The following is a 25,343-nucleotide window of genomic DNA, read 5'->3' on the forward strand; positions in this document are numbered from 1 at the left end:
GTGCAGCTCATTACTGCCGAGGCTCTTGCCTGATCTGGTGAAACAGCCGTCACCGTTTTGATATTGACACTGGTTGGCGTGCAAGATGGAATGCGCTCAGCACGCGAAAGGCAACTGGTTCCAAGCTTTGAGTATGCACCGGAAGTGGGACGAGGTGCGTACTTCGGACGGAGCAACCTACGGTGAATTGACTATCCGAGAGATGTGTCGGAGTAACCACGAGACCTTCTGAGGCAAGTACATTCAGTAGCCGTCACCATAATGAGCCTAATTCAAAATCAAATTTTTGTGGTACGAATGGATTCCCACCAGAGGACTCTGCTACAGTCATTTCACCGAAATATATCTCATCCTTGCTGGGATTATACAAGTCAACTCGGATATGTTCGAAATCTTCCCCCAGCTTTTCCGAAATATCAATCATTCTATCTAAGTTTGGAGGTTTATCCACACCTTGCCCTTTTTCGAAATGTAACTTCACATTTATGGGATTCCAGTTTCGGTCGTAGAAATTCCGTTTGGTTGTGGTATCATCGAATCTATTATAAGTCACATGAATGAATTCAACTCTTCCATGAAAAATCATAAACTTATAATCTATTGGTGGCTTATATCGTTCCGATTTGATATATTCTTCAACAATTATTTTTGGTTGTATGTGGGAATACCAGTATTCCTCTTTCATTTGACCATATGTCTTGTCAAGCTACTCGGAGCACTCCTGTTTGATTTTTTCAATATTCGGTGTTAATTCTTGTTCAATTATAAAATTGGCTCCTCCCGAAAGATGGTTGGGCTTTATCACATACTCATCTGGAAGTTCATCAAATGGTATAGTGTTCGGGTCATCGGTAACATGATAAACTTCAGGCAGAATATTGTCTCCCACCTTTTGCTCAACATATTCCCTGACTCGCCATTTGTCTTCGACCAGAGAGAACAATTTATTATCTGTATATAATTTTCTGTCTGTCGCGTTTGAGTATTTAAAGCCGGCGTGAGCCGGTAGTGACGGCCTGATGTCTGTGATTGGTGATCAAAGGTTAGGGCCGTCATCAAGAGAAACGAACGCAGTTAACTTCAATTCTATCCACTCCGTTTCGAGTGAGTTGTACTCGCTGCTCGACGCAGTCGACAGCGAGTCCATTGCCGATCAGTTCGATATCGGCAAGTACAGTTCAACGCACGACTTCGACAACCATCTCAAAATCGCCGTCCGTGAAGGCCTTGACCCATCAACTTCTCTCGCTGAACTTGCGGACAAAATTGAGACTGACGAACAACTCGAAGCAATGGCTGCTTCCACATTCTCACGGTACACGAACGACCGCGACTACCGCGCGGTCGTTCGCTTTCTTTTCGCGCTGCTCCACACGCCACAGTTGTATTATCAACGTGCCGTTCAACGAAAACGACTCGAATGGCTCACTCGTGGTGTTGTTGCTGTTGACGCAGCAAACCTCAAGCTCACTCGTTCAGTCGTCGTCTCTGACGAGTTCGTCGGAGACGACGAGCAATCCTACGAGATTGACACAGACGATGGCGGACTTGAGCTTCACTGCAGCGCCCGTATAAGATGAACATAAGTACCCGCTTGGCGCAACTGTCACAGAGGGCGAGACGCATGAGAACCCACAGTTTGACCATCTCACAGACGACGTCGAGGTCTTCGCAGACCTCGACTCGGTCATTTGGGTGTTTGACCGTGGATACACGCGCTATCATCGGTTTTGCGAACTCAAACACAGCGACGACGACTTCGTCACACTACTGCACTCAGATGCTCGTCTCGACGTTCTGGACGCGCTCCAGGACGTCGAAGTCACCGATAAGAACGGAACGAGACGGATCCGTGATGAACAGATCGAACTTGCCGAGACTGGAGAGACGTTTCGTCGTATCGTCTTGGAAACACCAGACGGAGAAGAGATTGAGGACCTGACGACGCTGGCGTCGTCAGCGTACGATCCAATCGACGTGATCAGCATCAACACGCTCTGAACTGTGATTGAAATTCTCTTCCGAGAGTGGAAGCAGTATCTGAACATCAAGAACATTCATTCGAAATCGCTGAACGGCGTCTTGTTCGAACTGTTCGCTACGTTAATCGGGTTGGTGTTGATTTACTGGCTGTGGCAGCATCACCCGGTGAAGGGTGGCGTGCCACGAACAATACAGAAAGTCCGAACGCACTGGAACAAATCACTGGATACGTTCGGTTGAGCTGGTCTCAGGTGGCTGGGTCAGCCGTCGCTGCCAGCGACGGCTTTGGCCAGAGCAGTCGAAAGACGCCGTATTGACACAAGGAATCTTCTCATTCACCGCTCCGAGCCGGTTACAATCTCGTCTGATCAAGCTGCTTTCGTTCAGACAACACACTCATCTTGCTCTCGCAGAATTCGTTCTCTCGATGGTTTTATTAACTCAAAACGTGACAGCCTATACACTAATTTAATGAACAAACAAATAACCTTTTTTACAGCGGGGGCAGAAAAATGTGAGCAGGCGGTTCGACCAATAGCCAAGGAAGCCGAGCGACGCGGGATTGGGACAAGATTCTCAAAAGACCCGTTAGATTCCGCGGAAATCGGTGTCTATACAAGCAAAGTTTGGCCTATCACCCCCCGTTCAAACACTGATCTCTCTGTGTTTCTTTTTCATGGTCTTGATTCGGCGTATAGCTCTGGACCAATCAGATACAATTGGAGCCGATTTGATGTCGGTCTGTTGCCGGGTCAGGCTGCAGCGAGCCGTTACCGAAGATATTCTCAGCACCCTGCCGCCCGTCCAAGCATCGGTGCATACGCGGTTGGATGGCCCAAATCAGACATACTCTTCTTGAGCTCATTTCAACAGAAGGTAAACGAATATAGAGAGTCTCTCGAGCTCACAAAAGACAGAGTTGTGCTTTATGCCCCGACGTACGAATGTGGTAATCTTCCCCGACTTGTGGACAGTGTCGATACCTCAACCTACGAGCTTCTTATAAAGCATGGGAATTACGATGAAGGACAATATCTTGAGGATACGTCACTTGACGCGTTGTACTCACAATATATAGATGAGGAGTCAGTGACGATCCTTGACAGTGAGGACAATATTATGTTTGCTCTGGCTATCGCTGATGTGGTTGTTTCTGACTCGGATAGTATTCTACTTGAAGCACTGATGGCTGAAACCAATCCAGTAACAGTTACGGACTGGCCAGTGAAATCTGGTTCGTTAAGAGGAGGAAGTGATATTTCCTCATCTGTAAATGAACTTGCTGAAGCAGAGTTGCGCGATTTCTTCCATACGTCGAGGTGTGATTATACTACACCTGATCTCGATGAGGAACGTGATCTCCACTTTGACAATATCGGTACCAGTGCGGCGGCTACTATTGACCTCATTCAGGCTCTCGCCGGAAGTGAGGAACCACCAGTTGAACCAATTACTCCGGCAGAGATGGCGTCGCGATGGCAAAAAGTTGAAACACAGGTACAAAATACGCTTAGTCTCACACTCTCGTCTATACTCGTTCGGTTGAGCGATTCTCAGCGGAAGTGGCTTGTAGAGAGTAACCTACGCCACGTTGTGAGTAAATTGGTAAGTTCTGGCAAACAAAGGGACAAAAACCACCGGTAAGCATTTGTCCACTATGCTCAGATGTTCGGAATGTGCATCAACGGTTGATAAGCGGCGGTGAGTTTCGGCAACAGACGACAGAAGTAACACCAATTTACTGCCTGTTCACTCGAACAACGAGCTGATTTGTCGATTTCGATGGAAATTGAGGCAAAAATGAGCAGTCTGCATAGAGATGTCCCTCACGAGTCGGCGTTCCGCCCGGCGGAACGCCTACGTCACTGGCATCTCCTTGCGCACGATATTCAGAAACGTTCGGGCGGGCACACGCGGTTTCAGTCGTTGTTCAATATTAAGACTGATCTGTACCAGCAAGTCAACCACCAACCACATATCATAGAGAATTACCGCGAATCCAAAGTAAAACACTCTTACAGCCGTGGTTTGTGATGTTGTCCACGCCAGGAAATCTTTGATCGACTTGTAGCTGTTTTCGATTCCACATCTGCGAGCGTACCGCCTCATGACGCGGCGGGTACGCCCACGTGCTGCTTTCGTGCCGTCACTCACCTGAAAGTTTGTCACGAACACTATCGTCGTATCTTCCTTTCGAGTTGAGGGAACTCCGACCAGCGTCGGAGTGACCGTCACCGTCTCGCTTCCAAGCTTCTTATCCATCTCGTGAGAGTGTTTGACTGCTACGTCATGTTCCATATCACCAACAAACCGGTCAACACGATCGTCTAATGACTTCCGTATCAGGTACGATAGATCCTTCTCTTCGAGTGCATTAATGACGCCGATGCCGTCGAATTCGGCATCGGCATACACTGTTCCAAGCGAGACATGGTCGCTTGCGATGTCGATTAGTTGCTTGACAAGCACACCCCGAGGGATGTAGCCGCGTAGCGGCCGCATCCCGAGCGTGAATTTCATTTCCTCACCGACGAGTGAAATTGTCGCCATCTTGTAACACTACGAGTAGGACTTGCTCGGTGGCGCGCCGGTACTCATCTGAAACTCATCGCGGTTACCGTAGTATGCGACGTAGGTGATGTCGATCGCCACATCGGCATGGCAATCCATCGAATAGTATTGCTCAGCAGCCCACACCATCTCTCCAATCGCACCGTTGACCATCGACGCGATAGAGATCGCGTCGAGTTGCTTGATGTACTGGAGGTGCGTATCACCAGCAGGACCACCGGCGTCACGAGTGGTTTCCTCGTCGAATATCCGGTTGCCTTGGTTGGCAGCTGTCCCGGTCAATCTAAGGTAGCTCTGGAGATCGAGGAACGCAGTATCGGCATACGGCGTTCCGTCATCGGGACGGTCAAGGTAAATCGCGGGAATACAATCTGACAGAGTGCATCGGTTACGTTCTTGGCTTTCTTGGCGATATAGCGCTGTTGTGAGCGGTTTGAACAGTTGCTTTTGTCAGTTGGTTCGAGTGCACGCATTCCGAGCGGGTTGCCCATATCGTGGGCAACCGCGAGGATGCGTTCTGCAGACTGTGTGATAAAAGATTTGAGCCGATCAGAGAATCGATCACACCATGCGCGGCCAAGTGTGGTTCGGTCTGGAGCAGTCTTGTCAGCAGCGAATTGGTCAAGGTTGAAGCCGAGCGTGCGGGCACGCTCGGCGTCGGCAAGATACTCGTACAGTTCTGTGGTGGTGAACCCCGCGAGTTCTTTGCAGTAGAACGCTCGTACCACCGGGCGATGTTCGTGCTGCGCCTCCCACTCGTTTTCAACTGGACCTGATACAGGTATGTCAGTGAACGCAAACTCAGTGACAACGGCCAGAAGATCAGTGTCTTTGTGTATCAATTCGGCAGCTTGGCGTTCGAGCCGCCTGATAGCCGGCTCGAACTCGGAGGTTTGCTGTAACATCCTCTCAACACTGGTGATCAAGTCCGGTTAGCCACTCGTTTCATGCACAAAATCTGTCGTTCCGAACTATAGATGCTCATCGACGGAAGGATTGATACATTTACAGGGGATTGACTGTATCAAGTGCTGGCCAGATTGCTGAGCGAGGTTCACCGAAAGTTCCGAAGTAACGGTGTCCAAGGATTCGTTTGAGTCGTCCTCAGCGCTCTTCAGTTGGATTTAGCTCCGGAAAAACAGTCGGAGAGTGCGACTAACTTGATCGGTTCATTGTCTGTTACAACCACCTATGTCACGTACCTATTTCAACGTGCAAGGAATCCATGAAAATCCAGTAGTCCCTGAGGCGTGAACGAGGCACAGGGACTGGTCGAGACCGAGACTCAGCTAGTGCAGAAAACACGTCGCAAAGAATGGTCCGGACCGTTATAAGACGCGGAAACTTGTGCCACAGAGCACGTATAGGAGGATCTCTCGTTCACGCCACAGTCCCAACGGAGGCGTCCAATGTACCTTGGTGTCGATACCCACACAGAGTACTCGCAAGTTGCCGTCGTGGAATAATGACTAAGATAGCTTTTGAAAGTCAAGGAATTCTCACACCACTTCTTTGCAAAGCTGACACGATTCGTTATTTTCTCGAACGTTCTCTGAACAAGGGTTTTGAATTCACTTTCGTTGTCAATGACAATCGGTGCCATTGTCCACTTGAGATGTTTCCAGACCTGTTCGATTGGGTTGAGGTGGGGTGAGCCTGATGGAATGAAAATCAGGTCGATTCCGAGTTCATGCGCACGATTGCGCGTGTATTTACATCTATGAGTTCCGTGCTTATCCAAGGCGAGCAGAATCCCGGCAAGCGGATTCTGCTCGCGAACCATTTCTAATACACCACAGATTCGTTCCTTCTTTTCGTCTTCAGTGAGCTCAACCAAGCTCTCGCCATTGAACGCGTAGAATCCAACCGCAGAATCATGTGTCTTGACTAACTCCCGCTCAATGTGAGGATCGTCTACGTACCAGACACGTCGTGAATTATCGTACGGTTGTGGCTTCGATGCGTCAAAAAATCCGAGGACTGTACCACCATCGGTGCAGATATCATCGTCAACAGTCCATCCTTTGTCGTCTTCTCCCTCACGTTTGTTGTGTGGCTGGTTGTCCTCGTCGAGCGCGTCATCGACGCGCTCTTCGAGGATTTCATCAGGATTCTCTGGTCGATGTGGACGCTTTGGCCGTGGTTTCGCGTATGAGAGACCGAGTTCCCGAAGGAAGGTACCAAGGTAATTTGGACTGTAGGAAACGCCGAATTCCTCCTGAAGAAGATGCTGAATCCCCTGTGATTTTCACGGCTGGCCGTCACAAAGCATCTTGACCAGCTCTTCTTGCTCATCTTCGTCGAGTTTCGGGGGCCGGCCGCCCCCGAAACTCGGCATCAGTCCTTCTAAGCCGTCCTCGTTCCAAGCGTCGGCCCAGCGACCACTGGGGATGGCCGACCGACTTTCTCGGTCGGCGGCCTCCGGGATCGAGTCGCCTTGGTAGAGATTTTTCAAAAATCCAAGCCGGCGAAGGTGGTGACCGTCTTCGGCCTCACGCAGTAATTTATCGATTTCTTCCTCAGTCAAGTGACACTTAATTTCTTTTCGACGTGAGGGTTCCACTACTCTTCTATCGAGCCTAGCTCACAAAAGTCTTCATACTCATTATGCTTCCCGCTTGCGGTCGCTGTCTCATACCAGAACGGTAATCGTGGCAAGCATGGTGAGGTTGTTCGAGGCTACGTGGCCTGCAGTGTCGCCAAGAAGTCACCAAAGCAGGCTGAACGCCTCTACAGGAAACGTTCAGGCATCGAAACGACCTACCGGTTACTCCGGCAAGCACGCGGGATCACGACGACACGTGATCCCGTCGTGCGGTTTGCAATCATGCTTATCGCAGCACTGCTGGAGAACCTCCGGCTCGTGTTACGGTGGGCGCTCGTCGCCCGCCCACGGCGGGGCGGGCGCGAGCTGCCCGACGAGTTCACGTTTAAGACGTTCTGCGACTGGATTCGGAAGGAACTGGAAGAGGAGTTAGAGAGACGCTGGTACATTGAGACAAACGACATGGGAGTTCCTGAGACGTACGGTTCGGTGGGCCGCGGGCTGACCGCGGTCAGCCCACGGCCTGTTTCCGAGGCCCACCAGCGACAGCTCTCTGCTAAATCTGCTTGTACTGGACTGTTCTCGTTCTGTTGAAGCTGTCGCTCATTTCTGGCGACGCTTGTTTCAATATAGTTTTAGGAATTACCTCTAAATCATATAAAAAATGATTATTTTACGACGTTCAGATCACGGTGTACCGACTCGTTCGTGAAGTACCGACACTATGAATCCAGCAGAGTAGAGTTGAGTACTGCGTTTTATCGGTAGTCGTGGTATTATTTCTCGCTCCACAGAATCTAATTTGAACTGAGCAATAGTGTCAACGATGAGATAGACGTTTTGGGTGTGCCCACTTTGGAAGTATTATGCCTTGTTCTTTAATGCTCATCTGAACACTGTCACGCCGCCACTCAATTCATGTCAGTTACGATGGCTAACTTGAGATGCAATCATTTTGTTACTTTTACCAGAGATCATCATGCCAAAGATAATTAATAGAATAACTGCATCCCATTCATTGCCAACGATCCAATTACCACCGACGAAATGCCATACAAGAGTTCCAATTGCAATTGAAATTAAAAATGGATCGTTTTCACTTAATAAATGCTGAAGATATACGTACAAAATAAATAATATATATATCATTAGGCCTAAAATGCCTGTAGACAAATAGATTGACATATATGCACTGTGTGCACTGTAACCTTGGTTTTCAGGGTGGTGTTTTTCGATAATTAGATATTGGTCTTTAAGTCCATTTCCGATCAGTCGTGAGTTTTCATTAGCCTGTAATATTGATTCCCAAACAGTAAATCGACCGGTGAAATCAATTGGTATGGCTCGTTCCAGAATTTCCATCGAGGTGAATAGTAAGAAGATAATAGATAGAAATACAACAGGGAATGAATACAGACCGATTTTCAATAGTATTCCTGTCGGGAGGAGATATAATAAATAGATAACCGCTGAAATAATCACACCACCAATAGCACTTCGACCGACAGTTACTAAGAGGCCAAAACCAGTAAATAGCAGCAAAATTAAACCCCGTTTCTTGTCAATATTAAAAAAGATGTGCAGCGAGCCCAAGGTAGAGAAGAATAAAACTTGAGCCAATTGATTGGGACTGCCTTTCATTACTGAGCTAACTGTATAATCCCCAAGAATAGCTTTACGGGTTTCGTAGACTTCCACAGGAATTCCGAGTAGTGAATATTCTCCTATGAATAACGAAGGAATTGCAATTATCACAAGGATTGTGCCAATAAGAGATATTTGTGACGAAAGGTTATCGACAGTAACATAGTTTGATATAATGAAGAAGCATATGAATAAAGGCACATATGTGTAGATCAGATAAAATACCTGATATTCTGAGGAATAATTACCTAGGAGTATGTGAATAGAAAAAATGAAAAATAATACCAGCATGAAAAACAATATGTAACTATTCCAGATGATCTCGACTTTTTCTTCACGTCTGTATATATATACTAAGACAATAAGTAACGTCGATATGAATATAACGCGCCCCAATTCTCCGGGAACAATGTTGGTATGCGGAGCGATTGCTGAAGATAGCAATATATACAACCAAATTGCGTCTTTTGACGCCATAGTCGGTACAAAAAAGAGATAAGACTATATCTCTTACCCATTTGGACATCGGTACCGGCGAGCAATTATTCTTTACTAGCATCAGAGCATGTCATAGAAACGTTCTCAATGAAGGAAGCAGGGTGTTGGAACTGTGTCTACGAGCGCCAGCACCCTGCAGGACGTAGCTTCGGTCGACGACTTCTTGAATGTCGCGGCTACGGAGACAGCACCGCTGTTCGAGTATTTGGAGTTCGATTTTCTGCTTGAGTACGAAGTGTTCGCCCCCGCGAGCAGGGGGCGAACACGAGTACACAAGCCACCAGAACTCTTCAAAGGTTTTCTCCACTGCTACTACAAAGGTATCTACGGCACACGCCCAGTTACACGAGAGCTCCGAAATACACTGACTTGGCTGTCCTGGGGTTTCGAGAAACCACCTTCACGAGACACTGTTGACCGGTTTCTCACTGATCTTGAATTGGTGGTGGATGATGTCTTTGACCGTCTCGTCGAGCAGGCCGCCTACCGGGGCCTGCTCGACCCCACATACCGCATCGATTCGACTCACATCACTGCAATCGAGTACAACGATGAGGCGACGTGGAACTACGACTCAACTGCTGAAGAACACTACTACGGCTTCGGCTGTGTGATTGTTTCAGCCGGGCCAAAGATTCCGATTGCAGCGGAGTTCACACAACGAAAGCAAATTAATACTGAGACGGTGATGCGCGTCACGAAGGACGCGCTCGCCGTCGAAACACCGATCTGGATGCTCGGAGACAGTGCCTACGACATCCTGAAGTGGCACGACTTCCTGCTGACGCAGGGAATCGTGCCGATCGCACCGTACAATCCACGCAACACGGACGACCCGTTTGACATCGAATACAGGGTCGAAGACCGTATCGACGAACACGCTGAAGACATCAGTCTCAAGCAGTCAGTACTGGACAAGACGTACGATCACCGGACGCAAGTGGAACGAACAAACGAAGCCTGCAAGGACTGCGGCCTCGGGCACGTCCGCGCCCGAGGCCGAGTCCACGCACGAACACAGGTGTTCGTGGCGCTTTGTCTCCGTGTGATCGTCGCCATCACCAATTACGAACAGGGAGACAATCCCGGACGGACAAAGCTCAAGACCCTGTGATTGATTCTATGACACGCTCACAGTAAGTATGTAGTTTTTCGCGTTGTATGAAGCTTATAAAAGGAGAGTATAACAGCAGGAGCTAAAAACCGGGCAGTCTGATTAGAACTTCCAGAAAATATTGAACGAAGACTGTCACCCCATGTCCTAATAGTGAACCAAAGAATTTCGACTTCGCCATAACGGAGAGTTATGAATCCAATGACAGAAATAATCCCACCGACAGCAGAGACAAGTATTGCAAAGTAGTTATAATTAAGGTAACTCGGGAAAACGAACATAAATAGAAATACTATGACGCCAGTATATGCAAAATAAAAGTACTGCGGTGTACCGTGTGCTCCACCAGTAGCAATGTGGGAAAAAATCCCGGTAAAGATTAATCCAGTGGCAAACATGACATTTTTACTGGTAGTTAATTTAAGATGTCCACCAGACATGACAACAAAGTAGGCAGCGACCACTACAGAACTCAGTAAGAAAATGATAGTCCCTACAGAAGAAGAAGTGAACACAGTTCCAGGAAGCAGTCCTGTAAGTATCAGGATCAAAAGAGCTGGGCACTGACTGTAAGTGTCAAATCTGCTCTTAACCACAAAATCATAAATCAGTTTGTATGTATCGGATAAAAAGCATACGGATTTAATTATTCTGTCTTGTTATTTCCACCTAGGTCCAGAGAACTGCTAGATACTCAAAATGCCGCACAACTGAGCCCGTGAGATCAACAAATAAAATAGTATGTCGGAATAGATCAAGATTCATAGGCTCCTCTCAGGTGATTTTATTAGTCACACAAACAACGGTACATATATGGATAGACCAGTGTCATCGAACAGTCTGCTGCGAGTAATTGGAAACTTCGGTAAACGGCGTATGTTTGTCCCATATTCACTAGGTTACACTGCTGCAAAAACTATAGAGAATAGGTATATTGTTAATAAGCTTTCAGAAAAGACAGGAGTGCCCACGATCGCGAGTTTGGATTTTACAGGCATCAAAGAAAGTGATACCTTGTTCGTCCTTGGTACAGGATCATCAGTCACTAGATACTCAGATGCACAATGGAGTACAATCGCAGATAACGACTCAGTTGGAGTTAATTATTGGGCGACTCACGATTTCGTTCCGGACTTTTATACATTTGAGCTACCGAGAAATAAAGACTATCGAGATGCACTTTACCATATTTTTCAGGCAAGAGCACCAGAATATAAGGGTACACCATTCCTACTAAAGGATATCCCAACACTATCAGGAGAGATTGAGCTCAGTCGGCTGCCACAGGCTATTAAGTCATATCTATACTTTTCTGTGGAGACAGGGATACCAAGAAATTCCGAAAATCTTACATCATTGGCTCGTGGGTATGAGATAATTGATAATTTAGGATACTTTTCACAAAAATCAATTAATGTTATACCTTATAACTGTGCTTCAATTATATACTTGATATTGCTAGGCTTACGAATGGGTTATCAAGGTATTGTTCTATGTGGTGTTGATCTCAGTAACCCGGAGCACTTTTACACAGAGAAAAGCAGACACTATCTTGACAGGGGTATTCCAGTCAAAAAGCCAGAAGTAAAACGCAAACAACACAAAACAGCTAATAAGAGCGAAAAAGAGATAACAGTACCAGAGGTGATCAGTGTACTTCAACAAACTGTGCTAAGAAAATATAATTGCAGTCTATACATTGGTGCTAAGGAGTCGGCACTATATCCACAGTTACCATATTACTTTGACCAACCTACAGATTCTTAAGATCAGGGTGGCCAAAATTCTCGTTTGTTTTCTCTTCACTGTGTCTATCAAGTTTTTGCTGCCATTCTTTGTGCCGAACGAATATCCTTACAGGAATACGATCTATGTCCAATATTTTCGCGATTGAAAGTCGATGGTGGCCACCAACGAATAAAAATTCTCCATCACGACCGAGGTTACAAACAACTTCATCATATTTGTAATAAAATCGCATTGGATTAAGCTTTGGAGTGTATCGGAGATGGTCATTGTCCTCATTTAGTAGTTCCCGTCGACTCTGATATCCATTCTCTTTTATTATATTGTATAGTTTATCTAGCTTTGCACACCTGCTGAGCACATCTTGTTTTGATTTGCAGCCATGCCAAACAGACTGTTCGTCTTCTAATCGGTCTAATATATGCTGTATGAACTCAGTCTGTTCCCATGGTTTGCCATTTTCAAATCGACTCCGTAAACCGCTGTAGACGGTAATATGAGGCTCAGGAGAATCATAAATAGTTTCTTCACAGAATTTTTGATCTGATTGATCCCAACTGCCACCTGCGACTAAGCCGATATCCCGGTACATATCAGATAAATACGAGAACCGGTTTTTTGAGTTATATACAATCTTTTCAGGTGAGATCCAAACAATCTTTAGTGGATCTGGCCGTACAGAGAAATCTCCGGATTGATTCCAGTTACGCCAAGCCTTCCATTGATAATAGAATGGAATCCCGGTGGGGGGAATGCTCTTTGGTAGATATTGAACTATTTTTCTTATTGTCGGCTGGATGCCTTCAGTCCTGAAATGTTCAATGACTCGTCCTACTGTCACGTGGTTTAGTCAGATGGACGCTAATATAAAGTCTGTGGAGCAGCAAAGTCGGGCACTGCTAGATTGAACCCTCTCGCTTGAGTGCTTCAACAGGCGGTTGATTGTCGAGTGCTTGGTGGCTGCGATGATGATTGTAGTATGCGGTGTAAGCAGTCAGCCAGCGCTCGGTGCTGGCCTGACTGCCGTTTCAGATTTCGTGAAAGCGTTCAATTCGCACTGTATATGTCTGAAAGAGCTTTTCGACGATGTTGCGGTCAGTATAGTTAAGCTCACCACTCAGATCAGTCCGAGCAAGCGCGGTGAGATAGCCCATCCCATCGACGAGAAACTCCGCGTCAGAGACGCGGTGGTTCTCTTTCAGCTCGTCGAGGAGCTGTTCAGCAGGATCGCGGCCTCTATGCCACGAAAGTCGTGCGTGGAGGACTACTTTCGTATCCCGTCAATAGCGGCGTGAAGCCACGCTCTCTGTCCATTTTCGAGCTACATTTGTGTTTCATTGACAGCGATTCGCTCTGGTTCAGCGGTGAAGTCCTGGTCGTAGTGGTCAGCGTAGGCTTGATACCAGTGCTGGATCGTGGTTCAGCGTCGATAGTACTCCGCAGAAGTTTTTGAGGAACGAGGAAATAAACGGTCAAAATTCACCGGACGTGACGGCATTTATCCCCTCGATTGCTGAATTTCCTCAATAGCTTTCCCGAGTTACTAACGACACCAAACCACTCATAGAGGTCTCGACACTCGGCTAACGAGGCGGCTCCAGCATGAGCAGCATACGCCAGCATGGCTGATCAGGCTGGCGTGCGCGTCTGATCACCATCCAAACACTCCACATCCGAAGAATCCATTATGTCTACTTGGAGTTCTTCGAAGAGCATCTTCCCACCATGATTGAAGAACTCTGTTCAGTTTAACCTCAATCTAGCAGTGCTACTATACCAACTATATCAATCAACCGGTAACTTGGGATCTCAGATATGAGGAGATAGTGATTGATCAATGTATGGTTTCATGGAATTAGCGTAGGTGTCATCAATTACGTTTTGAACTCTGTCATATGCTTTCTAGTTGTTTTCCTGCTGACGTTCGATAAACGAGAATACGTTATCAACAGCATCGCCGCTTACGAGGCTTTGAGAAGTTTGGTATCAAGAGTACCAGAGGAGATTTTGCTTAGCAAATAGTTAAGTTCCCGAGTAGGGAGATATTCAGCCTATGTCTACTTACGCGACCATGGAAGGAGTCCCCTTTAGGATCATACGCGGGGAAGCCGCCTGTGCCTAACGTTTCGTTTAGTCCCTGCGCCCGAGAGTCTTCAGCAAGTACAACAGACGGTCGTCGCCAGCGGAGATGTGCTAAGTGACCGTGTTTTCGGTATCCGACGTGTAGATCAGATTCACGGTACAGCTCTAAATTATCTGTGTCATGACTGGCGTAGTGGGGTTGCCAGTTATATTCTCGAGCAAAGGAGATTAATTCACGATCAAGATCTTTAGGTGCGGATTGTAGCACAATGTATCTATCAGAAGATTCGAATTTTTTTGCAAGCCGTGCAAGTAGTGCTTTTGCCTGTTCAGCATAAATATTGTCGTGTGGAGTAGTAAACACGAGTTGATCAATACTATCTGGTTTGTGGAATGAAGTGCCAATCATTTCGGGGTCGTACCATGCTGGATCACCAGTCATTATTGTATCATACCCGTTCTGGTTAAGGACTCGACTAACCCAATCGGTACGAGTTGGGATGTTCTGATCCGGGCAGTGCTCTTTTACAAAGTTGAGAAACTCAGTTGTCGTTGAATCAAACACACGTCTCTGTAATTCCTTCTTGTCTCCCGGAAAGAACTTATGAATACCTGAGATAGGGATAACAGGAGTGTTCAAATCATCTAGGTACTCCACAATTCGGTAATATCGGGGACAAATATTTGACGTTACAACCAGAAGTCAAAACAGGACAACTGTATCAGCATTGTTAAGATGCTCTATTCGGGAAGTGAAATCACCTCATCAAGGGTTTCACGTGAATCTCGGGAATACCTGTAGTCAGTCGATCCCAATGTTTCTGAAAGCGTGATACGGACATGTCGTTAGCTCCGTGAGCACGCTGGTGAGACATAGTCATAGTCAGCAAAAACAATGTTGATGGATAATAGGCGAAGGCAAAACCATTCATTAGCATGGATACAGTAACTCGATTATAGAATGGCAAACATCCCACTTTTTGAGATTGACTGGGAGGAGAGTGACCTCAAACATGTAACGAACTCAATTCAGCGCGGAAGCTACTGGACAAAGGGCCCCTATGTGGACAAGCTGGAAGAGACGTTAGAAGAGTATCTTGGAGTGAGCCACGCACTGACGGTAAACTCAGGGACAACAGCCCTTGTTGCAGCACTGAAAGCAATGGGGGTATCAAACGGCGATGAGGTAATCGTCCCATCATTCACATTTATTGCAACAGCAAACGCAGTAAAGTTAGCTGGTGGGACACCTGTTTTCGCAGACATCGAAGAAGAAACGTATGGCTTAGATCCAGTGTCGGTGAAAGCAAAGATCACAGACAGGACAAAAGCAATCCTACCGGTACACGTATACGGAGCAGCGTCGCAAATTGAAGCAATTTGCCAGATTGCCGAGGAACATAAGATTGCAGTACTTGAGGATAATGCCGAAGCACTGGGTGCAGAATACAACGGACAGAAACTGGGGTCATTCGGGAAAGCAGCAACACTGAGCTTCTGTCAGAACAAAATTGTTGCAACAGGCGATGGTGGGGCAGTTGTGACTGACGACGATGAACTTGCACGGCAGATCAAACTGTACCGATCGCATGGACGGGCAACGAAAAATTACTTTGATCGCGCAGAGTCGGGATCGTATGTTGATGTAGGAACAAATATCCGGATGTCGGATATTACAGCCGCACTCGGATACTCGCAGATGAATCGGGTTGATACATTGATTGATAAGCGACAATCAGTAGCAGAAAAATATACTAAACAATTCGAGGAGATACAGGGAGTTAAACCACATGCACCTTCACAGGGGGCCACACATGTCTACCAGCTGTATACAATTGAACTCGATTCAACTATAGAGCGGAATAAGGTCATTACCGCACTCTCTGAACAAGATATTGCATCAAAAGTGTACTGGGATCCACCAGTTCATCAAACTGAGTACTATCGTGAGTCACTTGAGGAAATTCCAGATCTACCAGTTACAGAAGACATTGCAAGTCGGGTATTATCGCTTCCAATGCACCCAAATCTTAGCGAAGAAGAAATCGCACAAGTTGTTGGGACAATTGAAGATGTTGTTAGCTGATATTCATACCAGTTCGAACATGAGCAGTACGATAAAAATGAACAAGTGCATTTCGATCTGATACATTGATTGAGCAGCCGACAGACAATGTAGTCAAATTACTGAACCGTAATGTGTATCAAATTATAGGATGAGTATACAGGTATGTCGTCGCTCTCGGGAAAGAACATTCTGATAACGGGTGGCTGCGGATCGATAGGATCTCATTTAGTAGAGAAAGTGTTAGAACACGACCCTAATGTCGTGCGTGTCTTTGACAATAGTGAGAGTGGACTGTTCCAGCTTCAGCGTGAATTTGAGGATGATCAACAGCTTCGGTTTCTGTTAGGGGATGTTCGAGACCAAGATCGGCTCAAGCTTGCTGTTGAAGATATTGATGTTGTATTCCATGCTGCTGCGTTAAAACACGTGACAATTAATGAGTACAATCCATTTGAAACTGTACAGACAAACGTACAGGGGACACAGAATCTGATTCGAGCGGCATTAGAAGAGGAAGTGGAATCGTTCGTTGGTATCAGCACCGATAAAGCGTCAAATCCGACATCGGTAATGGGCGCAACAAAACTGCTCTCTGAGCGGCTCATTATTGCAGCAAACACGTATAAAGGAAGTCGAGAGACACGGTTCGGTTGTGTACGGTTTGGAAACGTACTTGGGTCAAGTGGCTCGGTTGTTCCGCTCTTTTTTGATCAAATACAATCAGGGGGACCAGTAACAGTTACAGATCCAGAGATGACCCGATTTATTATGCCTACTGAAGAAGCAGTTGAGCTGGTAATTACCGCGCAAGAGCGGATGCAAGGGGGGGAAGTGTTCGTATTAAAGATGCCAGCCTTCCAAGTAGGGACCTTAGCAAAAGCAATGATTAAAGAATACAGCGATGATTCAGATAGCGTAGATGTGAAAATTATCGGTAGTCGTCCCGGAGAACGAAAACATGAAAAGCTGATCTCCAGAGAGGAAGCTCATCACGCCAAAGAGTTAGACGAAATGTTTGTCATCCTTCCTCAGATTGAATTTGAGGGATATGAGGTTGACACAAATCAGTTAACATCTATTTCTTCAGAGTACACCTCGGCTGATACGCAACTACTTTCGGAGAAACAATTAATTGAGACTATTGATTCGTTGGACGTAGTATGAAAGTACTCGTCGTCGGACTAGGGTCTATCGGGCACCGGCATGCAAGGTTGCTTAAAAATATAGACAAACATATTGATGTAATTGCTCTCAGGCAGGAGTGTACTGGTAATAGTCTGGGCATCCAAGAGTATAGCAGTTTTAAAAAGGCATTTAAAAAGGATATAGACGCTGCAGTGATAGCAAATCCAACACACAAACATGTAAAGACTGCAATTAAATGTGCGAAGAACGATTGTCACTTGCTCATTGAAAAACCATTATCACACTCACTTGAAGGGGTTGATACATTGATCAATATAGTGTCTGATAGAGAACTTATTACCCTGATGGGATGTCAGCTACGATATGATCCAATTTTAGAGAAAATTAGAGAAATGATCAAAGAAACCGCTTTAGGCGAGATAGTGTCATATCGGGCTGAAACGGGGTCATATTTACCTGACTGGCGGCCGGATCAAGATTATCGAAGCTCATACAGCGCAGATCCACAAATGGGTGGCGGAGTCGTGCTTGATTTAATCCATGAGCTGGATTATACATATTGGTTGCTAAAAGAACTCAAGATCACTGCGTCAGAGATATCATATGTAGATATGTTGGATATCAATTCAGAGGCGGTTGCTGAAATGATTTTTCGTAGTCATAACGGACCTATCGGGAGTATACATTTGGATTATTGTAGGCGGAAACCAAAGCGTGAGATTGAAGTTATCTGTGAGCAAGGAACAATAATCGGAGATTTGAAGAACAAAGAACTAACTGTGGAACGTCACAACTCAGTAGAAAGAGAGTCATTCGATTATGGACGTGATGTCCGATTTAGGAATCAACTTGATTACTTTTGGGATTGTATTCAGGAAGGGAAACAGACACACAATGATGTACAGGAGGGAAAAAGAATTTTAGAGTTAGCACTGCAAGCTAGGAGGAAGAACTAATGTCTGATATTCTTTGTACAGTTTGTGCTAGAGGAGGTTCAAAGGGCGTAAAAAAGAAGAATATACAAAATGTGGTCGGCAAACCACTACTTGCACACGCGATAGCGGACATTCGACAGTGGAAGCGAGACACTGATTTAGTAATCTCTACAGATGACGATGAAATTGCTTCAGTTGCTGAACAACATGGAGAGGAAGTACCGTTCATGAGACCCCAAGAACTGGCTGAGGATGAAAGTCCAAAGCGCCCTGTGATTCAGCACGCCGTCAAGAAGATGGAAGAAATTACAGGTAAGGATTACGAGTTTATTGTCGATATTGGAGTTACCACACCGCTTAGGGAACCTCAGGATATAGAAGACTGCTTTCAAGTCGTCGTAAATAACGAGGAAGTTACGAATTCGTATACCGTATGTGAAGCTGAAAGGAATCCATACTTCAACATGGTTGAACGCACTGAAGATGGGTATGCCAGATTGAGTAAAGACTCGGGTGGGGAAGTGACTCGGCGGCAGGATGCTCCAAAGGTATATGAGATGAACGCATCGGTGTACACGTACGAAAAAGAGTTTCTTATGAACACAGATTCAGTTCACGATGGGAAGGCAAAAGTATCAGTCATGCCACGGGAAAGATCAATAGATATTGACTCTAAATTGGACTTAAAAATCGCCCGTTGTTTGGCAGAGCAGAGGGATTAAACATGCGGAATATGTTCTCCTTATCTGGTAAAACAATTTTAGTTACGGGGAGTTGTGGTCTAGTAGGAAAAGAGATATGTAAAGCGTTACCAGAATTTGGCGCAAACGTAATCGCTACCGATGTCGATGATGCAAAAGGGAAAGAACTAGAAGAAACCGTGAAAGGGGTAAGGTACAGCCACTTAGATATTACAGCTCCAGAACAAGTCAAAAGCGCAATGAGTTCGATGGATCAAATAGACGGGGTTGTCAACACGGCTTATCCACGAAACAAGAACTACGGAAATAACTTCGAGCAGGTTGCATACAAAGACTGGGTAGAGAACGTGACCATGCATCTTGGAGGATATTATCTTGTCTGTCGAGAGGCAATTCTAAATATGCTGGATGCGAATACGATAGGATCTGTAGTTAATTTTGGGTCAATATATGGAATACAGGCACCTGACTTTCGCGTATACGAGGGGTTAGATATGACAAGCCCTATTGAGTATTCCGCTATTAAGGCAGGTGTTATCAATTTTACTCGATATATTGCTTCATACTTTGGGGGTGATGGGATACGAGCTAACGTCATAAGTCCGGGTGGCATATATAATGGACAGCCGTCTTCGTTTGTTGAGGAGTACGAAAGTCGGGTGCCGCTGGATCGCATGGCAGAGACAGAAGACATCATTGGGACCGTCGTGTATTTATTGAGCGAAGCAAGTTCATACGTTACAGGCGAAAATATTGTCGTGGATGGAGGATGGACAATTAAGTGATATATAGCTCTTAAAAGACCAATCATGCAGAATATTACAGTATTGACTGGTACACGAGCGGAGTATGGATTACTAAAGTCATCAATGGAAGCGATCCAAGCACACGATAGGTTAGAGCTGTCCATCGTTGCAACTGGAATGCATCTGTCTCCAAAACATGGGATGACTGTCGAGGAAATAGAAAAAGATGGCTTTGGCGTTGATCGAAAGGTCGAAATGCAGTTGGATGGCGATAGAGGAGTGACGATGGCAAAGTCACTGGGAATCGGAACAATGGGGATTGCAGATGTATTTGATAGTCTCGATCCAGATGTCGTCTTGGTACTTGGAGACCGCGATGAAGCATTGGCTGGAACACTTGCAGCTGCACATATGAATATACCAGTTGCACATATTCACGGTGGAGATGCAATGCACGGGGCCGTAATTGATGACAGTATTCGACACGCGATTACGAAATTCGCTCATATACATTTTCCAGCTTCAGAAAAAAGCGCAGAGCGGATCAGGCGTCTTGGAGAAGAAGACTGGCGGATCACTATCGCAGGAGCACCGGGGCTTGATGATATATTGAGAGGGAAGTATTCTTCCTCCGAAGAGATACGTTCAAAATACGATATAGACCCATCAAAGCCGCTTATGTTGATAGTTCAGCATCCAGTAACAACCCAACCAAAAAAGGCTGGTGAGCAAATGAAAACGACATTAGACGCGGTGGATGAGTTTGACGCACAGAAGGTTATCATTTATCCGAATTCAGATGCTGGTGGGGATCAGATGATCGAGGAGATTCAGAGACGATCATTTGACGGTGATACACAAACATTTCAAAGTATTCCACGAGCAGACTATTTAGGATTAATGAATATTGCAGATGTATTGGTTGGCAATTCGTCCAGTGGAATTATCGAAGCACCATCATTAGACTTACCGGTTGTTGATATAGGACCTCGTCAAGAGGGGAGAGAGAGAGCAGAGTACGTGATTTCTGCTGATCACTCCCGTCAGGACATTCAGGCTAAAATCAATAAGTGCATACACGATGACACTATCAAGCAGACAGCAACAAAGGAGAGTAATCCATATGAACACGGAGGGGCAGCAAAGCGGATTTGTGATCGGTTAATCTCTATTGAAGGGAACAAACAGACCCTATTAAGAAAGAAGTTAACGTATGATATATAGCGTTATAGTTTATTGATACAACCAATGGACAGTGATCCCAGAGAACGTTTTGAAAATTGGAGAAACCCAGACATAGAGGACGGAGAGCTAACAAAATATAATTGGGTCGTGAATTCGCCAGAAAATCTTGAGTTGGCAGAGTACGTTGATATTGGGGCCTTTACAGTAATCAATGCACACGCTGGTGTGGTTATTGAAGAAGGAGTTCAGATTGGCTCTCACTGTGCAGTCCATAGCCGATCAACAATTGATCAAAAGCAAGGAAAAGTACGGATAGAAGAAGGAGCGAAGGTGGGATCGCATACAGTTATTTTGCCAGGAGTTAGAATTGGGAAAAATGCTGTAATTGGTGCACAGAGTCTGGTCAATGACGATGTTAGCGAAGGAGAGGTGGTAGCCGGGGTTCCAGCTGAAGAGTTGAACAGTTAGTTATCAAGTGTTTCGTAGGTTATTGGTTGGTCCTGATCAACATCAACTACAAGCTTTTGATCAATTACATCATCTAGCGCATACGGCGGAATTCCGTGGTTTGGTCGGGTTATTGTAACACTGTCTTGTGTTAGCGTAGTTCCAGCGGAGAGGTCTTTAGCTGCATGGATGCTTTTCCGTGATTTTGTTTGACTTTCAAGCTCAGAGTCTACTGGTCGCTTCTCTGGGTGACCTAAAATTTTGTGCGCATCTCTGGTTAGTTCCACGGCCGCATTTAGCTCATCAGGCTCCAAGGAGGCGGCGTGGTCAGGGCCGGGAAGTGAAGAGCTCAGAGTAAAGTGCTTTTCAATGATCTGTGCTCCCGCAATTGTGGCAAATGCAGGAGTTTCAATAAGAGTCGTATGGTCTGAGTACCCAATAGGAGTCGGTAATTCCTCTTTCATCGTTTTCATGGCACGAAGGTTGACATCATTAAGTTCACAGGGATAAGAGGACGTACAGTGTAAAAAGATAATATCGGGATCAGGATCAACCGACTGAATTGCATCATATGCTTCCTTAATTTCATCCATCGTACTCATTCCAGTGCTCACAATAAGTGGAACATCATACGTTGCAACATGTTTTAGCAACGGATGATTCGTAAGATCTCCTGATCCGATCTTAATCGCCGGGACACCCAACTCACGAAGCATGTCAGCACTGTCTTTGTCGAACGGAGTTGATAGAAATGTGATGTTATGTGAGTTTGCGTACTCAATTAGCTCATAATGTTCTGATTTATCTAATTCATACTGCTCGAGCATTGCTTTCTGGGATTCAAATCCAGCCTGCTCTTGTTGATACTCTGCGGCTTCGGCTTGGTCACTAACTAATCGATCTGCACTGAATGTCTGAAACTTCACGGCATCAGCACCAGCGTCAGCAGCAACCTCAATTAGTTTCTTCGCAAGTTCAACGTCACCGTTGTGGTTTACACCCGCCTCAGCGATAAAATATGGCGACTGGCCAGAACCGATATGCGTTCCATCGATTTCCATTGGGAGTATTTATATATATAAGATTGTCCAAAATATCAGTTTCGCAGTATACTCTATCTCGGTCATTACATTATAACAGCAACTGGAGTATAGCTTATTATATAATAGTAGTTGCTACCCATGGGGTAAAAGTATCCACGTCGATTACCACCAAGGCCCACACTCCTTTTTCCCTTAATTCTGAGGTTGTTCTTAACGACCGCGACCCGTGGCGGCGAGGCCGTCGACGAGTTCACTCTGTTGGTCGGACAGCGCTTTTTTAATTCCATATTATCTAGTGATGGTGATCGATACTAGGCTCGACTTCACACAACGACAACGCTATCGAGTAAGGTTGAACCGTAAAGCAGCGGACGAGTGTCGGTGTGTACTTGTACTCATTCTCTTAAGTGTCTTAACTGTCTACGTTTAAGTTATTCGTGACAAGTCCGTGAATGGTATAGGAACCCTCAGTATAAATTGTTTTCCTCTCAAATTTTTTGATCTAACCAGTTCCGGAAGGGGTGTTAACGTTGGAGCATGGCATTGTGGAGAGTTGCGAAAGCTCTGAGCCAACTTCTGGTTGATTCTCGTGTACTGTACTGGGGAAAACGGTGTCTGAACAGCATGGTTCGGAATTTCAGCACCCCGAACCATGCTTCGATAAGTGAGCGGTCTCCCCACGTTTCTCGCTTAGGTTCGCAGTTGAGAAAATCCAGCGGCCAGTCGTACCACTCGCCGCGGTCAGCCAGCACTACCGGCCGACCGCGGCGATACTTCAGTGTTTCTTTCAGAAACAACAACGCATCAAGGCTCGATCGACCGGGCGAGACATCAACATGCAGCACTTCAAACGTGTCTACGTCAACAGCTGCCCAGACGTATACCTCTTCGTCTTTAATCTCCAGTTTGGTCTCATCGACCGCGACCGCCTGTCGCCGGTCGCGGTCAGGCTCAAAGAGATGTTCGAGCCGATGATACTAGTCGTGGACGGCGACGTGACATACGTCTACGAACGGTTCGATCCGCCGGAACGACAACCCGGTGTGATACAGAAAACTAGCGAGGACACGCTGCTCGGTCGGCGTGTCCTCGCGGGAAAATATTTCTTGCTCGCGCGCCTTCTTTAGCACATGGTCGAGTATTTCTGATCACCAAACCAGAATTCAGCTCGACCACACTTTTTACAATCTCGCTAAAGTTGACACCTCTTTCCGGACACGAGAAATATTGAAGTAATTTAAATATAAAGATAACATGATGTCACCGACAAAGCTTGCTATCTTAGGGGCAGGAGGACCTGGAAAAGACACGCTTGGTATCATAGACGATATAAACAAGCGAAGTGAGAATAAGCGAGAGTTCAATTGTATTGGGTTTTTGGATAACGATAAATCGAAGTGGGGTAAAAGCATTCATGGAGTGGAAGTACTGGGGCCAGTTGAAAAAGCGAGTGATCTTGACTCAGATGTTCAGTTTGTAAATACAATAGGCGGACCATCTTATTTTTGGAAGATACCTGACATTATATCAGAAGCAGGCATTGCTGACGAACGGTTTGTTTCTGTAATACATCCAGACGCGTACATAGCTGAAAGCGCAGATCTTGGTAGAGGTGTTATTGTATATTCAGACTCTTGCATATATGAGAATGCTATTATAGGAAATCACGTGATGGTCAAAGATGCTCGAATAAGTCACGATGATAAGGTCAGCGATTATACTCGGATCGAAGGTGGTACTTGTATTGCAGGAGAGTCTACTATCGGAGAGGCATGCTATCTTGGGATGAATTGTACGATCAGAGGTGCAACAACTGTAGAGGATCAGGCATTAGTCGGGATGGGTGCAGTTGTGGTAGACGATGTTCCGGCAAAGACGGTTGTAGCAGGTGTACCGGCACGAGAAATGAGAAAATCCACAGAATCAGATGACAAATATTCCGATATTTAGACAACTTTCTAAGCCTGAGGCAGATCATTAGTATCAAGCCGGGGTAATTCGAGGGGGCTGTCAGTTTCAGTATCAGCCCTTCGAGGGGATGTTGTAAACCCAAGATTGCAGTCGTATTCTTCAAGTAATTCAAGTGTCGTATCATCATACCCGCCGTATGGGTAGCACATCGTCCAGTCGTCGGTTGTGCCGTTTATGTCTTCGAGAAATGAAAGCGACTGCTCAATTTCATGGACCGCGTCCTGTAAAGACAGTGTATCCAGCCAATAGTGATTCGCAGTGTGGCTTCCAATATGCATGCCGTTGTTCGCCATGACTCGAAGTTGATTTTTGGTCATGTACCACTCTTGTGAGAGGGTCTGTTCGTCAACATCGACATACTGGTCAAAAAGATCATCAACGACGAGTTCTCGTGGTTTTTCTGGAAGCACATGTTGGAGTAATCGCTTTACAAAGACAATTTCTTTGGGATCCCATCTTCCTTCTTCGGCTAATTCTGTGTAGTACTGTTCTGGAGTGTCTAAATCAAACTGGGGCTGGTAATGTTCAAGACAATCAAAAACATCATCAACCAACTGCTTGTCAGTTTCCCGTTGGGCAAGGATCGTATGGATTTTATGGACATCAAGAACGATATCATTCTCAATTGGTTCTGCAGACGGGAAGAAGGCGCCTTGGATACCTCTCTGTTTAAGGATTGGATACACAGTATGGTAGTGATCAATGAATCCATCGTCAAAAGTTAGCAATACGGGATTGTTCGGTAGATCTGTTCCATGGTACAGAGCTGACTGAAGTTCATCAACCGTAATAAAGGAATACTCAGCTGCAAGGTGGTCAAGCTGATATTTGAACTCATCAATCGTAAGCGCATTAATCTCCGGATACCTGCTTCTGCTGAGATCCCGGACGTAGTGATACATTACTATTGTGCACTCA

19 protein-coding genes and 5 pseudogenes are annotated in these 25,343 nt (G+C 45.8%); 15 read left to right on the forward strand and 9 right to left on the reverse strand.

Going from position 1 to position 25,343, the window contains the following annotated elements; translation table 11 throughout:
* Positions 1-253 precede the first annotated feature (253 nt).
* Positions 254-1,030 (reverse strand): annotated as a pseudogene (locus K0C01_RS12660) (ATP-grasp fold amidoligase family protein).
* Between K0C01_RS12660 and K0C01_RS02655 the strand changes: the two are divergent.
* Positions 1,020-2,223, forward strand: a pseudogene (locus K0C01_RS02655) (IS4 family transposase). The pseudogenes K0C01_RS12660 and K0C01_RS02655 overlap by 11 nt on opposite strands.
* Positions 2,224-2,454: 231 nt before the next feature.
* The gene (locus K0C01_RS02660) at positions 2,455-3,627 is read left to right on the forward strand and encodes a CDP-glycerol glycerophosphotransferase family protein (protein ID WP_221170519.1); all 1,173 of its coding nucleotides are present in this window, start codon (positions 2,455-2,457) and stop codon (positions 3,625-3,627) included.
* Positions 3,628-3,840: 213 nt separating this feature from the next.
* Here K0C01_RS02660 and K0C01_RS02665 read toward each other — a convergent pair.
* Positions 3,841-5,459: pseudogene (locus tag K0C01_RS02665) on the reverse strand (transposase).
* Positions 5,460-6,023: 564 nt separating this feature from the next.
* Positions 6,024-7,117 (reverse strand): annotated as a pseudogene (locus K0C01_RS02670) (IS630 family transposase).
* Positions 7,118-7,147: 30 nt separating this feature from the next.
* Between K0C01_RS02670 and K0C01_RS02675 the strand changes: the two are divergent.
* Positions 7,148-7,582, forward strand: a pseudogene (locus K0C01_RS02675) (ISH3 family transposase); the annotation flags it as partial.
* Between the two features lie 438 nt (positions 7,583-8,020).
* Here K0C01_RS02675 and K0C01_RS02680 read toward each other — a convergent pair.
* Complete coding sequence (locus K0C01_RS02680) at positions 8,021-8,797, reverse strand: O-antigen ligase family protein (RefSeq protein ID WP_221170520.1); 777 nt, start codon at positions 8,795-8,797, stop codon at positions 8,021-8,023.
* Between the two features lie 556 nt (positions 8,798-9,353).
* On the opposite strand from K0C01_RS02680, the gene K0C01_RS02685 reads away from it, so the two are divergent.
* Together K0C01_RS02685 and K0C01_RS02690 are read left to right on the forward strand one after the other, a co-directional pair.
* Positions 9,354-10,355, forward strand: coding sequence for a transposase (locus tag K0C01_RS02685; RefSeq protein WP_221170521.1), 1,002 nt, complete (start codon positions 9,354-9,356; stop codon positions 10,353-10,355).
* An 876-nt stretch (positions 10,356-11,231) separates the two neighbouring features.
* Positions 11,232-12,122 carry a hypothetical protein gene (locus K0C01_RS02690; protein ID WP_221170522.1) on the forward strand — a complete coding sequence of 297 codons (891 nt, stop codon included), beginning with the start codon at positions 11,232-11,234 and terminating at the stop codon, positions 12,120-12,122.
* On the opposite strand, the gene K0C01_RS02695 is transcribed toward K0C01_RS02690, so the two are convergent.
* Positions 12,109-12,693, reverse strand: a complete 585-nt coding sequence (locus tag K0C01_RS02695; protein ID WP_221170523.1) for a hypothetical protein — start codon at positions 12,691-12,693, stop codon at positions 12,109-12,111. The genes K0C01_RS02690 and K0C01_RS02695 overlap by 14 nt on opposite strands.
* A 373-nt stretch (positions 12,694-13,066) precedes the next feature.
* On the opposite strand from K0C01_RS02695, the gene K0C01_RS13015 reads away from it, so the two are divergent.
* Positions 13,067-13,396, forward strand: a complete 330-nt coding sequence (locus tag K0C01_RS13015; protein WP_255568358.1) for a hypothetical protein — start codon at positions 13,067-13,069, stop codon at positions 13,394-13,396.
* 716 nt (positions 13,397-14,112) lie between these two features.
* On the opposite strand, the gene K0C01_RS02705 is transcribed toward K0C01_RS13015, so the two are convergent.
* A complete protein-coding gene (locus K0C01_RS02705) occupies positions 14,113-14,625 on the reverse strand; it encodes a hypothetical protein (protein WP_221170524.1) in 513 nt (170 codons plus the stop codon).
* 519 nt (positions 14,626-15,144) lie between these two features.
* Between K0C01_RS02705 and K0C01_RS02710 the strand changes: the two genes are divergently transcribed.
* From K0C01_RS02710 to K0C01_RS02740, 7 genes are all read left to right on the forward strand, one after another.
* Positions 15,145-16,269: a DegT/DnrJ/EryC1/StrS family aminotransferase gene (locus K0C01_RS02710; RefSeq protein ID WP_221170525.1), complete on the forward strand. Its 1,125-nt coding sequence runs from the start codon at positions 15,145-15,147 to the stop codon at positions 16,267-16,269.
* 144 nt (positions 16,270-16,413) lie between these two features.
* Positions 16,414-17,415 carry a UDP-N-acetylglucosamine 4,6-dehydratase family protein gene (locus K0C01_RS02715; protein WP_221170526.1) on the forward strand — a complete coding sequence of 334 codons (1,002 nt, stop codon included), beginning with the start codon at positions 16,414-16,416 and terminating at the stop codon, positions 17,413-17,415.
* A complete protein-coding gene (locus K0C01_RS02720) occupies positions 17,412-18,353 on the forward strand; it encodes a Gfo/Idh/MocA family protein (protein WP_221170527.1) in 942 nt (313 codons plus the stop codon). Before K0C01_RS02715 ends, K0C01_RS02720 begins: the two co-directional genes overlap by 4 nt.
* On the forward strand, positions 18,353-19,054 hold the full coding sequence (locus tag K0C01_RS02725; RefSeq protein WP_221170528.1) for an acylneuraminate cytidylyltransferase family protein: 702 nt from the start codon (positions 18,353-18,355) through the stop codon (positions 19,052-19,054). Before K0C01_RS02720 ends, K0C01_RS02725 begins: the two co-directional genes overlap by 1 nt.
* Positions 19,055-19,056: 2 nt before the next feature.
* On the forward strand, positions 19,057-19,818 hold the full coding sequence (locus K0C01_RS02730) for an oxidoreductase (RefSeq protein ID WP_221170529.1): 762 nt from the start codon (positions 19,057-19,059) through the stop codon (positions 19,816-19,818).
* A gap of 24 nt (positions 19,819-19,842) precedes the next feature.
* Positions 19,843-21,003, forward strand: a complete 1,161-nt coding sequence (neuC, locus tag K0C01_RS02735; RefSeq protein WP_221170530.1) for a UDP-N-acetylglucosamine 2-epimerase — start codon at positions 19,843-19,845, stop codon at positions 21,001-21,003.
* A 24-nt stretch (positions 21,004-21,027) separates the two neighbouring features.
* Positions 21,028-21,432, forward strand: a complete 405-nt coding sequence (locus tag K0C01_RS02740) for an acyltransferase (RefSeq protein WP_221170531.1) — start codon at positions 21,028-21,030, stop codon at positions 21,430-21,432.
* On the opposite strand, the gene neuB is transcribed toward K0C01_RS02740, so the two are convergent.
* Both neuB and K0C01_RS13020 read right to left on the reverse strand, forming a co-directional pair.
* Positions 21,429-22,472, reverse strand: a complete 1,044-nt coding sequence (gene neuB, locus K0C01_RS02745) for an N-acetylneuraminate synthase (protein WP_221170532.1) — start codon at positions 22,470-22,472, stop codon at positions 21,429-21,431. The two genes, K0C01_RS02740 and neuB, sit on opposite strands and share 4 nt — an antisense overlap.
* 506 nt (positions 22,473-22,978) lie before the next feature.
* Positions 22,979-23,359 carry a DDE-type integrase/transposase/recombinase gene (locus K0C01_RS13020; protein WP_221171178.1) on the reverse strand — a complete coding sequence of 127 codons (381 nt, stop codon included), beginning with the start codon at positions 23,357-23,359 and terminating at the stop codon, positions 22,979-22,981.
* On the opposite strand from K0C01_RS13020, the gene K0C01_RS02755 reads away from it, so the two are divergent.
* Both K0C01_RS02755 and K0C01_RS02760 read left to right on the forward strand, forming a co-directional pair.
* A complete protein-coding gene (locus K0C01_RS02755) occupies positions 23,291-23,581 on the forward strand; it encodes a hypothetical protein (RefSeq protein WP_221170533.1) in 291 nt (96 codons plus the stop codon). The genes K0C01_RS13020 and K0C01_RS02755 overlap by 69 nt on opposite strands.
* A 127-nt stretch (positions 23,582-23,708) precedes the next feature.
* Positions 23,709-24,404, forward strand: coding sequence for a PglD-related sugar-binding protein (locus K0C01_RS02760; protein ID WP_221170534.1), 696 nt, complete (start codon positions 23,709-23,711; stop codon positions 24,402-24,404).
* Positions 24,405-24,412: 8 nt separating this feature from the next.
* Here K0C01_RS02760 and K0C01_RS02765 read toward each other — a convergent pair whose 3' ends face one another.
* A complete protein-coding gene (locus K0C01_RS02765; protein ID WP_221170535.1) occupies positions 24,413-25,327 on the reverse strand; it encodes a polysaccharide deacetylase family protein in 915 nt (304 codons plus the stop codon).
* Positions 25,328-25,343: the final 16 nt, after the last annotated feature.

Source organism: Salinarchaeum sp. IM2453 (genome assembly GCF_019693215.1).
In the GTDB taxonomy this organism is placed as follows: domain Archaea; phylum Halobacteriota; class Halobacteria; order Halobacteriales; family Salinarchaeaceae; genus IM2453.